The organism is Almyronema sp. (assembly GCF_052168255.1).
GTDB classification, from domain to species: Bacteria; Cyanobacteriota; Cyanobacteriia; order Phormidesmidales; family Phormidesmidaceae; genus Sphaerothrix; species Sphaerothrix epifaneia.
In genome coordinates, this window is record NZ_JBQLZL010000095.1 from 1 (window position 1) to 14,749 (window position 14,749).

Consider the following 14,749-nt stretch of genomic DNA (forward strand, 5'->3'; position numbering starts at 1 on the left):
AAGGTAGGTCATCGCCGCGATATCTATGAAGAGTGATGCTTTATTTCGCTTCTCAGCTTTAGCGCTATTTCTCTGACGGTTTCTGCAATTTCTTGAAAGGCTGCGTTTGGGTGGTTCCAGGTGGCGATCGCTTTGCTGTTTTTGGGCAGATGGGGGAGTTGGCTGAGGAGGGTGGCGGCGTAGTCTGTGGGGCGCAGCAGAATGGGGAGGAGGTGGACTTGGCCTGCTTGGTGGCGTTGCAGGGCGGGGAGGATTTCGTGGTGGTAGGTGGTGTCGTCGGCTAGGGCGTTAGGGCTGATCAGCAGCAGGATGATATCGGCGGTGTGGAGATGGCGGTGAATGGCTTGAGCGGGTTCGTCACCGGGGAGGATGTGGCATTTGCTCCAGAGGGTGATGAGGTTCTGGCGATCGAGCGGGGTGAGGTGGTGGGTGAGGTGGGTTTGGAGGGATTCGTCGGTGGGGTGGGCGGCGATGTAGAGAGAGATGGGTTTGCCGGGGGGGATGAGGTGGTGGGCGATTTCGTAGTTGTAGAACTTGCAGCGGTTTTGGATAGATGTAAGAACACTAAGAATAGAACTATTTCCCGAACTATGAGCAATCTGCGTCAAAATGGGAAGGTATGTTTTTGTGAAATCATGATGAATCCTCTTTATCTCTTCAGATGCGCTAAGCAACACAAAAGAGTCTGAATCTGTCAGGATTTCCAATAACCTATTCATAGTCCTCGTATTGGGGAAAAAGCTTAGACCTTTTGCTGCTTTATGGCGCAATAAATTATCAGCACTATATGATATATATATGAAAGCATCTTCGATTTTTCTTTGATGAAACTGATCCAGAGATATATCAAGCAGGTTTACAATTGTATCTACTGTTTTTCTTTGTTCATCAACATTTTGCGTTTGATTTAGAATGTCAACCAAACAAATTACAACTTCGTTAAAGAAAAGACTCATATTTTTAGAAAAAGTTTCTTTTCTCTCCCGAAATTCCCATAGTATTTGAGATGCCTGATACTTGACCTTATAGTGAGGATCTCTTAATGCCTGAATAGCTTCAGGAATAGCTGCCTCTCCTTTCAACTTTATTAAACTTGAAATTGCGTGACTACGTACATAGTAATGCGGATCACTCAGCGCTTTATTGACTAATTCTATAGCTTCTTCTTGGTTGAGAAGGTTTGCTAAGTATAAGATGGCATTGCCTCTCGAAACTGGTGCTTCTGACTTTACAAGGCTCAACCACTTCTTAATTTCATGATTTTGTTTGTTTCTCTGTTTGGCCACCTCTAAATGAGTTCTATCTACAATTCTTAAATTTATTTTTGCAATGGCATCACAAGCATCTAAGTAAATATTCTCATCGAGGTCTAATTTTGCTTCAAATAGACTAGATTTACTGCTCTCATCGCCTATTTCACCGAGTATAAAAATAGCGCTTCTTTTAATTAAGTGTTCAGTCTCTTTATCCTTTATGGATTTGATAAGTATAGGTTTTATTGATTCTTGATCTATTTTCTTTATGCCGTCTTCCGCCATTGTCCTAGTGCTATAGTCGGGATCTTGCATTAAAGATAGAAGTTCAACAATTGCTGTTTCAGAATTTGACTTACTTAATACATGGATTATTGCATTCGTTTTTACAAATGCTGACTTTTCTTTCTTTATTGCCTGAACTATATAAGGAACTACTACTTCAATCGTGAATTCACCAAGTACTCGTACAGCTACCTCACGCACGTTTTCGTCAGTATCCTGAAGTGCAGTACTAATTATAGGAACAGCTAAATCTTCTTCTAACTGCCTTAATGCCCATATAACTTTTTGTCGTATAGCAGCTTCCGGCTTCACTAAAAATTCTGCTAGTTCCTCAACTGCTTTCGGAGATTGAGTCTCTCCAAGTAAAATAATCTTGAGCCAGATTGGTAGATCTTTCTGCACAATCATGCAAATTGACTCAGATTGAAAGGCTAACCACACCTCCCCCGCTAACCTCGCCCCTAACATCAAATCCACCTCATCCATCGCCAACTTCACCACCCGCAATGCCTGCGCTTCGTCCTCCACCAGCGCTAGCATCAACGCAATTGGCTCCGTCCACTTCAAATAGTTCAGATACTCCCGCTTCAGCACCGCATCACTCAGCCCCGGCAACCGCCGCCGCAATGCTTCCGCTGCATAATATTCCTGAATCATCTGATGGCGAAATTCAATATGTTCCTCAAAGTTCGGCTGAATTACAGACTGAATCAGGTGATAGTCCAGAAGCTCCTTAAGCCACTTCTCTGCATACTCTCTAGTGTTAGTTCTCCCTGCTTTCTGCAAATACTCCGTCAAGAGATTCTCTACTTCTTCTCTAGGCATCGACAATCGAAAATCTGTCGGTTTTTGATCATGCATTAGCGCAAAAGCTAAGTGGCGAAGCAGTTTCGGCCACTGGTCTTTAGCATCGGCGGGAGCATCTTCTTGAATAGCGTTGTCGTAAAGCTGAGTAAATTCCCGAAACGCCAGCCCTAGATTTGCCGGGACCTGACTATTATTAACAAAGACCCGGCAGAGCATCCACAGCAATAAAGGCGTTTCCGCAAACTTTCGCAGTTGGTCACCTTTGAGTTGCTGAAATAGTTGTTTTCCTTTCTCCCCTAGGTACCCCTGCACAAACTCCTGCATTTGCGGCTCAGTTAGGGGCAACATCTTCAAAGTCTTTTTAATGTCGAGGGTGCCACCTACGCTTAAATCTCGCGTAGACACCACCATCGGCGTAGTATTGCGGCACTTGTCGCGGAAGCTTGCGGCTTCTACTGCGAATTTTTCTGGTAACTCATTCAATCCGTCCAGCAACAACAGAAATTTGCCTTGCTGTATCAAATAGTTAATAGCCTCAATCTCAAGAGGGCACTGATGGCGAATAAGAAAATCTTGAATAAGTGCCTCAATGCTCGAAGTGCAGCGACGTAGCCTCACCAAAACCGGGATTTTGGCGTCTGAATGCTTCAAAGCGTTATTGGCTTCTTCCCACAGCAAGTATTCCAAAGAACTTGTCTTGCCTGAGCCAGGTTTACCAATCAGCAGTACATGTTCAGGCGCATAGTTACGTAAACCCGCCAGCACATCCCATTGCTCAACCTGCTCTTGTTGATTTGACTGTCCTGCTTCTCCGCTTTCTTTCTGATTCTGAGGTGGCTTTACTGTTTCGGTTCGCAGCTTCAGCCGACGCGAAAACTTGGGTTGAGAAGATTGTTTTTTACCTTCAACCGTAGTTGGCGTGTAAATCTCTTGCCATTCTCGATAGTCTTCATCATCGAGAATCGATCGCAAATAATTTCCAAAATCAACCTGCTCTGGTTTTGGCCGCACCCCTTTCTGAATTGCCGCCACGATCGCCTCTATCGCTTCATCGTTGATAGAAACATAGGTGCGATCGCCAATCTGAATTGGCTCACCCGCACTGACGTTACCAATATTGATGTTGTACCTGCCCGATTGCAGCACTGACTGCATCTCGCCAGCTAAAAGCGCCTGCCGCAACACCCCGACATCCGCTTCAGAATGTTGATTAGCAGCAATGCGCTCAAAAATATCTACGAGGCGATCGCGCATGGACATTGACTACAAGTGGACGGGCTGCTTCAGTTATAACTTCCAGCAAAAGCCTTGTCCAAACGCCTAGCAAAGCTAGAAACAAGCCATTGCCCCAAAAACAATACAGTCGTTTTGAAGCTTAGCGATCGCGCCAGAGTACCCTAAACCGCCAGCACCGTTTCTGACTGAGCCGCGCCCAATGCCCCCGAATACACCATGCCGCGACGAGCATCCAAGGTCAAAATGGTGCCATCTCGAATCACCTCAGTGGCATTCTTAACGCCCACAATCACAGGCACCCCCAGCCTCAACCCCAAAACCGCAGCATGGCCTGTGAGGTCGTCATCCTCCGTGATAATGCCGCCAGCCCGTCGAATCGCATCAACAAAATCAGCACTGGTGCGAGGAGCCACCAAAATCTCGCCAGAATTGAAATCGCTAATTTCCAAACCGCTATGAGCCACCCTAGCTCGACCACTAATCGATCCCTCACCAATACCCGTGCCTCGCCCCAGCACTGCCGTTACCAGCTCCACCTTGATCAAATCAGTAGATCCTGAAACCCCCTGTAAGGTGCCTGCCGTCATCACCACCAGGTCGCCCTCTTTGAGAAACCCTTTCTCTTGAGCCACATTGACCGCCGCTTTGAACGTTTGCCCAGTCGAAGGCAAATCCAGCACCAAGAGCGGTCGAACGCCCCAAACAAGCTGCAATCGACGTGAAACGCCCACCTGTGGCGTCACCGCCAAAATGGGGATGCGCGGACGATACTTAGAGACATTGCGGGCGGTAGCCCCTGACTTAGTCAACGTCATAATCGCAGCGGCTTGCAGTTGGTCAGCAATCCGACTAACCGCGTGGCTAATAGCATTCGGAATCGATCGCGAACTGCTTTGCTCATCAAACGAACAATTAGGGCTTTCCTGCTCGGTTCGCAAGGCAATACGTGCCATTGTCGCCACCGCTTCCACCGGGTACTTACCCACAGCCGTTTCGTTAGAGAGCATCACGGCATCCGTCCCGTCAAGAATGGCATTTGCCACGTCAGAAACTTCAGCGCGAGTAGGGCGAGGATTACTCGCCATGCTATCAAGCATCTGAGTAGCCGTAATCACAGGAATCCCCAGCCGATTGGCAGTGGCAATCAAGCGCTTTTGCAAAATAGGGACTTCTTCGGCAGGCAGCTCAACCCCCAAGTCTCCCCGCGCCACCATTACACCATCTGAAAGCGACAAAATGGCTTCCATTTGCTCGATCGCTTCATGCTTTTCAATTTTGACAATCACAGGCACCTGCTTGCCCTTTTCAGAAATTAACTCTTTAATTTCCAAAACATCTTGAGGATTGCGCACAAAGCTCAAAGCTACCCAGTCAACCCCTTGATTCAGGCCAAACATCAAATCGCGTCGATCTTTCTCCGTCAGCGCTTTGATAGACAGATAAACGCCCGGAAAATTCACCCCTTTGCTATTAGACAAAACGCCGCCAACAACGACTCTGCAATGCAAATCGCGTTGTTCTCGATCGATCGATTCCACCTGCATTTCTACCCGGCCATCATCCAGCAAAATCGTAGCGCCAGCAGGCACTTCATCGGCCAATGGCTCATAAGTGACAGAGCTAATCGCTTGGGTGCCTGCCACAGCCCGACTGGTGAGAATAAAGTGATCTCCCTTTTGCAGCTGAATTGAGCCACTCTCAAAGCGCCCCAAACGAATTTTCGGCCCTTGTAGATCTTGCAAAATCCCCACAGGCTGGTTTAGCTCAAAAGAAATTTGCCGAATGAGGCGAATACTGCGCTGGTGATCTTCATGGGTGCCGTGAGAAAAATTGAGCCGCAGTGTAGTCGCTCCGGCTTCAATCAAAGCTCGCAGTACATCGGGATGGCTCGTAGCAGGGCCAATCGTGGCGACAATTTTAGTCCGACGTAAGGCAGTTTGCAGTTGCATAACTCTTAGATCACAGGCGACGGGTGAAAAATCAATTAGGCAGAGGCAAAACGGATAGTAACATGTTTAGCCCATCCGATTACATGCCCAGAGGTTGCCAAACCCTCATGGGGGGCTTTGTTCAAGGCGCTGCCTCTCATAATACGGGGGCAGCGTCACTTGTTTGGGTAAAAAACTTTAGGCAGCTTCCCCGCCAATTCAACTACACTGACCCCTAAAGCAATATGACAACTGGTTGGCTACCCATACCCAAATTTGCTTGGCTGCCCCTAGAGAGGGTGGCTGCTTGATTGCTTCGGCAATTCAGTTGTTGCGGTTTTGGCTGCTGGGGTTACTGCGGCAGCTTTCAGAATCAATAAAGTTGAAAAACTGCGTTGCCTTTCATACCTTGGTGAGGCAAAACTGATAGCTCTAATTGACCCGATAAACCAGGATTGATTAAATGAGTTGATGTCACAAAACTTTATTATTCCTCATCAGTAGCGTATACTACCGGAGATAGTTTAAGCAGGAGCACAGTATATTGATGTCGGTGGCAACGGAGCCTCTGACAGTGCCTAGAACAGTCCCATCAGAACTTTTGAAAGCAGATGGCGGCCTCAGTCTTAATCTGCTGATGTTCTTGGGTGCGGTCTTGATGGTAACACTGTCTACGTGGGGCTATTTTGTCTGGGACTTGGCAGGCTGGTGTTGCTTTTGTCTCAATACGTTGGCCCTCCACCTTGTAGGGACAGTGATTCACGATGCATCGCACCACGCGGCGCACCGCAATCGCATTGTGAACGCCTTGCTAGGGCATGGCAGTGCTCTCATGTTGGGATTTGCTTTTCCGGTCTTTACACGGGTGCATATGCAGCATCATGCCCATGTGAATGATCCCAAAAATGATCCCGATCATTTTGTTTCGACGGGTGGCCCTTTGTGGTTAATCGCTGCCCGCTTTTTCTATCACGAAATTTATTTTTTTCAGCGACGACTCTGGCGCAAATTTGAACTGCTTGAGTGGTTCTTGACTCGTTTAGCCGTGATCTCAGTGGTAGTTGCGGCTGTACAGTTTGGCTTTCTCAGCTACCTTTTTAACTTTTGGTTTTCGCCAGCGCTGGTAGTTGGGCTAGCTTTGGGTTTGTTTTTTGACTATTTGCCCCATCGCCCTTTTGAAGAGCGCGATCGCTGGAAAAATGCCCGCGTCTATCCTAGCGCCATCTTGAACCTGATGATTATGGGTCAGAATTACCATCTCGTCCATCATCTCTGGCCGTCAATTCCCTGGTACAAATACAAGCCAGCCTACGAAACTATGAAGCCTTTGCTAGATCAAAAGGGCTGCCATCAGTCTCTTGGCTTGCTCAAAGGCAAAGATCTATTCGGCTTCATTTACGATATTTTTCTGGGCATTCGCGTCCACCACAAACACCCCTTCCAATTCCTAGAGCGGAAAAAAACCAGTTAGCCTCGACGCCAAACCAGCCGTCGGGCTGCTTTTTTATCTGACTGTCAATAACGCTGAAATGCTAAGGCATTTTGGCGTTCTTCAGTTTAGAGCTACCGATAACGTTACTCGCGGCTAGAAGATAAACTCGCAGGCGAAGCTTCCCAGTCGGGTCTTAGCGTTTTCGCCCCCCGCAGATAAGGATGATGAATTTCAGTGTGTAAAACGGGTAAATAAGCGTGAATTAGAAACCGAATACAGCGCGGCAAGCTCCCCTCAACGTGCATCTGCTGCACGTCTAACAGGGGAACGTTATTCCACTGAGGCCGCTGACGAGCAATCTGAGCGGGAAAGATCGCGTCTATGTCGCGAGTTGCTGAAAACGTCGCACTGATAATGTTGTTGGGATCTAGGCGATTGCGAGATTCTAACTCGTCAAGCAGTTCGTTGACTGCATCCCAGATCGCTTCTGCTGTGTTCTCAGAAACAGTGGTTGCGCCGCGAATTGCCCGAACTCGCCAGCCCGCATCAGAATTACTCATAGAGTCGATTACCGTTTCTCTTCACTAAAGGCAACTCAGTCAAAGAGTCTCTCTTGGCTAAGATTTGAACCTCCATAGTATCAGCCCTCGTTGAAGCTAATGGCAAACTCTACTGGCTCGTTAGCCTAATCAGCTTAATTTTGCCAGCGCCAAAAACTTTGCATTTAAGGTCGATACAGCCAAAGAGGAAGACCACTGGTCGTCAACTCAAACTCTAGCTGATTTAGACTGCTAGAGAGTTCAGAGAGCGGCAGGTTGGCTAACTGGCTAGCGGCTGTGCGGTTACCGGGCAAAAGCCGCATCCAAAAGGGTTTGCGTTCTTCAAAGGTGTAGCATTCTGCTTTGTCAGGGTTAAGTCCGGCTAGCTCAGCCGCCCAGCGGCGGGCATCTTCTTCGGTACCAAGCCGATCGACTACGCCTAAGGCTAGCGCTTGCTGCCCTGTAAAAATACGACCATCAGCAAACTCTTTGACCGTTTCGACGGTTAGCTGGCGGGCTTGGGCTACGGTTTCAACAAACTGCTGATAGCTAATGTCAATTAGCTCTTGCAGAATGGTTTGTTCAGGTTCAGTGAGTTCTCGATCAAAGGCCAGAATATCTTTGTAGGGGCCTGATTTGATCACCTTAAAAGAGATACCAATCTTGTCGAGCAAGCGCTCTAGATTGTTGCCTCTTAAAATAACGCCAATGCTGCCCGTAATGGTGCCAGGATTAGCCACGATATGTTCAGCACCCATACCAATGTAAACGCCACCTGAAGCGGAAATATTGCCAAAGCTAGCGACAATTTTGACGGTGTCTCGTAGACGCATCAGGGCGTTATAAATTTCTTGCGAGTCGCCAACGGTGCCCCCTGGACTATCGATGCGTAGCAACAAAGCCGGAAATTTCTTTTCCTCAATTTCTTTGAGGTTTTCTAAAACTCGCTTGCGGGTCGATCCTGCGATCGCACCTGTAATTTCAATTCGGGCAATTTGTTTGCGAAATCGGGGCTTAAACGGCCAAATCATAGGGTCTTAAGAGTCGTAAGTTGACTATTGTACTAGTCTGAGGTGTCACAAATTTAGCCAAACAGCCGCAGAGCCATTGGCAACGACAGAAACTCAGGAGGCTGAAGCGATTGCAGGGGTTGAGCTGCCTAATTCGGTTTTGGGTGAGCTATCCATCGGTGTGATTGCTTAGCGGAAGCGATCGCACGGTGTCTTAACATTCTTTAAGATAAGTATACAACCGTGCAAGGCTCATCCCTCAGCTTCATGTCTCATCTCTCTACTCGGCTTAAGCAAGTGCTAACTGCATTATTGCTGATTTCCCCTTTCTTTTTGTGGGGCACAGCAATGGTAGCAATGAAGGGGGTGATTGCTGATACCACGCCGCTGTTTATAGCGGCTATGCGGCTGCTACCAGCAGGTTGCCTAGTTTTACTTGTTGGCCTGTGGATGGGACGCGAACAGCCAAGCGGCTGGCGAGCTTGGCTTTGGATTAGTTTATTTGCTTTGATTGATGGCACCTTGTTTCAAAGCTTTTTGGCAGCCGGACTGGTACGTACAGGTGCTGGACTGGGTTCGGTGATGATTGATTCTCAACCGTTAGCCGTAGCGGTTATGGCTCATTGGCTATTTGGTGAGCAAATAGGGTCAGTGGGCTGGTGGGGGCTAAGCTTAGGGCTAGTGGGCATTAGCCTTTTAGGGTTGCCGGATGAATGGATTTTAGGGCTGCTACAGGGAATCCCTATCTGGCAAGACTGGACGTTTGGGTCAGATTGGAGCGCAGCTTTGTTTCAGCGGGGAGAATGGCTGATGCTGCTGGCGGCTTTGTCAATGGCGGTTGGTACGGTGCTGATTCGCTATGTGTGTCGTCAGGCTGATCCGGTGATGGCAACGGGCTGGCACATGATTTTGGGAGGGCTACCGCTAGCTGCTTGGTCAGCGCTAACTGAAACAAACCAGTGGCAGCAACTATCTGTTTCGGGATGGTTGGCGATCGCCTATGCCACCGTCTTTGGCAGCGCGATCGCTTATGGTGTGTTCTTTTACCTCGCCTCCACCCGAAATTTAACCAGCTTGAGTGCGCTAACCTTTTTGACACCTATTTTTGCGCTGTTGTTCAGCCACTTACTGTTAGGAGAATTACTCACTGCGGTGCAGCAGGTGGGTGTCGCCTTTACTTTGGTGAGCATTTGCTTAATTAACCAGCGCGAAAAGCTTTTGAAACTGTTGCGACCAACGCTGATCCAAGAACCTCCGCCGGAAACCCCCGTCAAGGCGGGAACATTTGAATCAAAATCCTAGACCTGCTGATATAGCTAAAGATAAAAGGCTAAGGGCAGCAGGAAAGCTGGCCAGGGGCTGGCAGCTATTTGAGTGTGCCAACGTTGGTGGCTACAACCATAAATGTCTTAACTTTAGGAGCCACAGCGACAACACCAAGCGATTGCACCAGACTTTACCGAGCAGCCCTTTCTCTTAAAGATCTCAAGCGAGAGGCGGGCATCCTAAAGCCAGCCAGCCAAACTGCTTTAGTATGAAAGCTAGAAACGTCCGTTAGCTGTTTGTTATCGCTAACTGCCAAGATAGCTAAGATCTACAGTTCCTAAATTGTTAGGATTGTGGCGCATAAGCGAGAATAAAAATCTATTTGGCAGTGACAATGCCTAGTTGATGACGCAGTCAAAACCATAAAAAAGTAGCAGCGACGCACAATGGCCAATCTGGGTGCAGGGATATTAAGAACAAATAGCTGACATGATCCAACGTTCTACCTTGCTAGCGTTAACTTGTCTGGCAGCTTTGGGAGGGACGCCTGCTGCTGCTCAAGTTTCTATCGCTGTAACTGCTGAGCCAAGCGCGATCGCTCGCCTAGCTATGCTTGGGGCTGTACCGTCATCTGGCCTCGCCCAGTTGCCGCCGACCCCTACCCCGACAAATCCACCCCCAGCCGCTCCCCTAACCCCTTCAACCCCCACAACCGCCCCCACTCTGAGCAATAGCGAAGTTCTACAGCTCCAGCTCAGGCTGCAACAGCTTGGCTACTACAGCCAGCCCGTAGATGGGGTTTATGGCGCTGACACAGAGCAGGCGCTTTCTGCGTTTCAGCAAGATTCGGGCTTACCCTCAACCGGAAGCATTGATCCAATTACCATTCAGCGCTTACGCACCCCACAGCTATTTTCTACAGATACTTCACCGACTTCGGCAGCGCCAGCCGCAACGCCTGAAATTCCCAATCTGCTACCGACGGCAACGGAATCTGCCGCTCCTGCCGCCAGCACGCCTGCTTCGCCTGAGTCAACCGCAACCGCGACAGCCTCAACCCCCATCGCAGCGACGACGACAGACTCGGCTGCTTCAACCCCGCGATCGCCAGGGGGCTTTTCCAGACTGCTTTTTCCGGCCCTCATGCTAGTGGGTCTAGGCCTTGTTTTAGGGGGGGTCGCTTTGGTTTACCGCCAGCTACGCTCAGGCCAGCCCCAAAAGCCCAGTCCAAGCGATCGCGAAGCCTATGATGCTGCTGACGAATCTGCTCTTTTGAGCAACGAAGCAACTGTTATCGACAACCTACAAAATGGCGCAGTCACCACCAGTGCCGCTGAAACAACAGCAGCTTTAGAAGAAACGACTCGGCTCCCTAAAGTCAACATCGTGGAAACCCTGGTGGCAGAACTGCAAAGTAGCGATCCGGCTAAACGCCGCCAAGCCATTTGGGAGCTGGGGCAAAGGGGCAATTCCAGTGCGGTGCAGCCGCTGGTCAACCTGATTATGGATGCCGATTCTAAAGAACGCAGCTTGATTTTGGCCGCTTTATCTGAAATTGGTACCCGCACGCTCAAACCGATGAATCGGGCTTTGGCTCTTTCGCTGCAAGATGATAATCCAGAAGTGCGCAAAAACGCCATCCGCGACTTGACCCGCATTTATGATGTAGCGGCTCAGGTGAGTCAGATGCTTAGCCATGTAGCCGAAGACGATGACCCAGAAGTACGAGAGACGGCTCGCTGGGCGTTAGGGCAACTGAACCGCATTCGCCCTGCCCCAAGCAGCGAGTCACGCCCTTCGCTATATGACATTTCCCCGGCTGATTTTTTGCCCGGTGAGAGAACCAATTCTTAAACGGTTGATGGCATGCTGGAGAAGATACTCTGGTTCTCGTGTGTATGTCATCTGTGCAGTCAGCACTTCGGCTTCTTTTCTTGTCAACCCCCGTTGGCCCCTTAGGTTCGGGACTGGGAGGGGGTGTTGAGCTAACGCTGATGAACCTGTCGCAAGAACTACAGCGGCGCGGCCATCAGCTCCAAGTCGTCGCCCCTGCAGGCTCGGTACTCGGAGATATTCCCCTTGCTCAGATGGCAGGCAAACTACAGCCAACAGCGCACACTCAGGGTCGCCAGACACCGACGACTCTACCGGATACAGCGGTGTTGGCCAACATGTGGGACTATGCCCGTCAGGTACAGGATGAGTACGATCTGATAGTTAACTTTGCCTACGACTGGTTGCCCTTTTACTTGATGCCTTTTTTTCGCCGACCTGTAGCGCAGTTTGTCAGCATGGGTTCCCTTTCGGTAGCCATGGACGCTGCCATCTGTCAGGCTGCCGAGCGCTTTCCCGGTCGCATTGGCGTTTACACGCAGGCGCAGGCAAATACTTTTGCTTGTGCAACCCGTTGCCGGGTGTTGGGGAGTGCCGTTGATTTGTCACTGTACGAGTTTTGCGCTCAACCGCAAGATTACCTGGTTTGGATGGGGCGGATTTCACCCGAAAAGGGGTTAGAAGATGCGATCGCGGCAGCACAGCGATCGCAAAAACGGTTAAAAATTCTAGGTAAGCTCGAAGACCCGCACTACTGGGAGCAAATTCAGCCAGCCTGTCAAACCGCGCCAATTGACTACCTCGGTTTTTTAACAACGGCTCAATTACAAACTGTCCTGCGTCAGGGACAGGCGCTACTCATGACGCCACGCTGGATAGAAGCCTTTGGCAATGTGGCGATTGAAGCCTTGGCCTGTGGCGTGCCTGTGATTGCCTATCAGCGAGGGGGCCCAGCGGAAATTGTGCAGTCGGGTAAAACGGGCTGGCTGGTTCCCCCCGATAGTGTAGACGGCTTGGTAAAGGCGATCGCTCAGATTGCTCAGCTCGATCGCGCTGCCTGCCGCCAGCAGGCCGAAACAGCATACTCGCTGGCAGCATTAGGCGATCGCTTTGAACAATGGTTTCACGATATTTTGCAGTCAGATTAGCCATGAACTTTGGGTTTTTATCCGCCATCCTAGCCACGCGATCATTCCTTCAAACAGCTATTAGCCCCTCGGCAGTAGCCCAGCCTCCGACCTTGGCTGCTTGGCTGCTTTATCTACCGCTGCCAGCCAGTTCAGCCGACTGGGGCGCTTTTATTTTTTTTGGCGGCATTTTGGGTTTGATTGCTTGGCAGGTCTATCACACCCGCGAGCGCTGATAAATCCTTAAAGCTCTGAGATTGCCCCTATGCATAAAGCCAACACCCCCTTAGACTTATCTTTGGAAGCAAAGAAAGTTTCAAAGCAGGGTCACCATGCGAATTCTTTTTGTGGCGGCAGAAGCGGCTCCTCTAGCCAAAGTAGGCGGCATGGGCGACGTAGTGGGTTCGCTCCCCAAAGTATTGCGAAAGATGGGACACGATGTTCGCATCTTTATGCCGTATTACGGTTTCCTGTCTGAAAAAATTGACGTCCCCGAAGAACCCATTTGGTGGGGCGCTGCCATGTTCAATAAGTTCGCCGTCTATGAGTCTAGGTTGCCTAACTCAGACGTGCCTGTCTACCTATTCGGACATCCTGCCTTTGATCCCCGCCGCATTTACGCAGGAGAAGACGAAGACTGGCGCTTTACTTTCTTTGCCAACGGAGCCGCTGAGTTTGCCTGGAATTACTGGAAGCCAGAAATTATCCACTGCAACGACTGGCACACAGGCATGATTCCCGTATGGATGCACCAGTCAGCGGAGATCAAAACCGTTTTTACCATTCACAATTTGGCCTACCAGGGGCCGTGGCGCTGGCGGCTAGAGCAAATGACCTGGTGCCCGTGGTATATGGAAGGGCACAACACGATGGCAGCAGCCGTACAGTTTGCCGATCGCGTGACAACGGTTTCGCCAACCTACGCTCAGCAGATTCAAACCGCCAACTACGGCGAGGGGCTAGAAGGGCTGCTTTCATTCATTAGTAGCAAGCTAAGCGGCATTCTCAACGGGATTGATGTTGATGCTTACGACCCGCAAAGCGATCCTCAACTCACCCAAAGTTACAACGCTGATACCATCGACCAGCGCCGCAAAAACAAAATCGCCCTCCAAGAAGAGATGGGGCTAGAACTTAACTCCAGTGCCTTCACGGTGGGTCTAGTAGGGCGATTGGTAGAGCAAAAAGGGCTAGATCTGGTCATTCAAATGCTCGATCGCTTTTTGTCTTATACCGATGCTCAGTTTGTACTGTTGGGAATGGGCGATCGCTACTACGAAACCCAGATGTGGGAGCTATCTTCCCGCTATCCAGGACGCATGTCTACCTATTTGCTCTATAGCGACTCTCTGGCTCGCAAAATTTACGCTGGTGCCGACGCCTTCTTGATGCCGTCTCGGTTTGAGCCATGTGGCATTAGCCAGCTCATTGCGCTGCGCTATGGCTGCATCCCCATCGTTCGCAAAACGGGTGGACTGGTGGATACCGTACAGCACCACGATCCGACCAAAGGGACAGGGACAGGCTACTGCTTCGATCGCTATGAACCTTTAGATCTCTACACCTGTTTGGTGAGAGCCTGGGAAGGGTTTCACTATAAGCAACCCTGGCAAGCCCTGCAAAAGCGAGGCATGGCTCAAGACTTTAGCTGGACACGCTCGGCATTAGAGTACGTCAAACTCTATAGCGATATTCTGGGGTTGCCCTATGAAGAGCAAATTCCGGTAGAATTAGGCGGCAAACCTGACGCCAAAGTCACCCTGAGGGCTAGCTAGAGCAGAAAAAGCACAGCCAAAGACAGCAGGCTAGCGGCAAAAAGCAGAATGAAAGGTTTGCTGTAAGCGCTTTAGCAGCTTTAGCCTCTCAACCCTAAGGTCTACAGCTATAAACTGTTTTTGTCAGTCTAAGAAAAACTGACGAATTTAGGTCATTTTAGCCTGTGGGAAATCAAGGCTCGTCTTTAGCTTGATAGAAGAGAGATATAGCTTTTGCCAAGACGATTAGGACGTAGACTATAAAGTAACTCCCCCTCA

Annotated in this window: 10 protein-coding genes; 6 read left to right on the forward strand and 4 right to left on the reverse strand. The window is 49.6% G+C overall.

The window, feature by feature from the left end; all coding sequences use genetic code 11:
* Nucleotides 1-23 precede the first annotated feature (23 nt).
* Nucleotides 24-3,599, reverse strand: coding sequence for a HEAT repeat domain-containing protein (locus tag ACTS3T_RS20060; protein ID WP_377962346.1), 3,576 nt, complete (start codon nucleotides 3,597-3,599; stop codon nucleotides 24-26).
* A 143-nt stretch (nucleotides 3,600-3,742) separates the two neighbouring features.
* Complete coding sequence (gene pyk, locus ACTS3T_RS20065; RefSeq protein WP_377963536.1) at nucleotides 3,743-5,530, reverse strand: pyruvate kinase; 1,788 nt, start codon at nucleotides 5,528-5,530, stop codon at nucleotides 3,743-3,745.
* A 526-nt stretch (nucleotides 5,531-6,056) separates the two neighbouring features.
* On the opposite strand from pyk, the gene crtR reads away from it, so the two are divergent.
* Nucleotides 6,057-6,980, forward strand: coding sequence for a beta-carotene hydroxylase (crtR, locus tag ACTS3T_RS20070; RefSeq protein ID WP_377963534.1), 924 nt, complete (start codon nucleotides 6,057-6,059; stop codon nucleotides 6,978-6,980).
* A gap of 104 nt (nucleotides 6,981-7,084) precedes the next feature.
* Here crtR and aroH read toward each other — a convergent pair whose 3' ends face one another.
* Entirely contained in the window at nucleotides 7,085-7,501 is a 417-nt protein-coding gene (gene aroH / locus ACTS3T_RS20075) for a chorismate mutase (RefSeq protein WP_377963532.1), read from the reverse strand.
* Nucleotides 7,502-7,665: 164 nt separating this feature from the next.
* Entirely contained in the window at nucleotides 7,666-8,511 is an 846-nt protein-coding gene (gene sppA / locus ACTS3T_RS20080) for a signal peptide peptidase SppA (protein WP_377963530.1), read from the reverse strand.
* 246 nt (nucleotides 8,512-8,757) lie between these two features.
* On the opposite strand from sppA, the gene ACTS3T_RS20085 reads away from it, so the two are divergent.
* From ACTS3T_RS20085 to glgA, 5 genes are all read left to right on the forward strand, one after another.
* Nucleotides 8,758-9,792, forward strand: coding sequence for a DMT family transporter (locus tag ACTS3T_RS20085; RefSeq protein ID WP_377963528.1), 1,035 nt, complete (start codon nucleotides 8,758-8,760; stop codon nucleotides 9,790-9,792).
* 453 nt (nucleotides 9,793-10,245) lie between these two features.
* Nucleotides 10,246-11,610, forward strand: a complete 1,365-nt coding sequence (locus ACTS3T_RS20090; RefSeq protein ID WP_462935460.1) for a peptidoglycan-binding protein — start codon at nucleotides 10,246-10,248, stop codon at nucleotides 11,608-11,610.
* 44 nt (nucleotides 11,611-11,654) lie between these two features.
* Nucleotides 11,655-12,737: a glycosyltransferase family 4 protein gene (locus tag ACTS3T_RS20095; protein WP_377963524.1), complete on the forward strand. Its 1,083-nt coding sequence runs from the start codon at nucleotides 11,655-11,657 to the stop codon at nucleotides 12,735-12,737.
* A gap of 2 nt (nucleotides 12,738-12,739) precedes the next feature.
* Nucleotides 12,740-12,952 carry a hypothetical protein gene (locus tag ACTS3T_RS20100; protein ID WP_377963522.1) on the forward strand — a complete coding sequence of 71 codons (213 nt, stop codon included), beginning with the start codon at nucleotides 12,740-12,742 and terminating at the stop codon, nucleotides 12,950-12,952.
* 96 nt (nucleotides 12,953-13,048) lie between these two features.
* Nucleotides 13,049-14,491, forward strand: coding sequence for a glycogen synthase GlgA (gene glgA, locus ACTS3T_RS20105; RefSeq protein WP_377963520.1), 1,443 nt, complete (start codon nucleotides 13,049-13,051; stop codon nucleotides 14,489-14,491).
* Nucleotides 14,492-14,749: the final 258 nt, after the last annotated feature.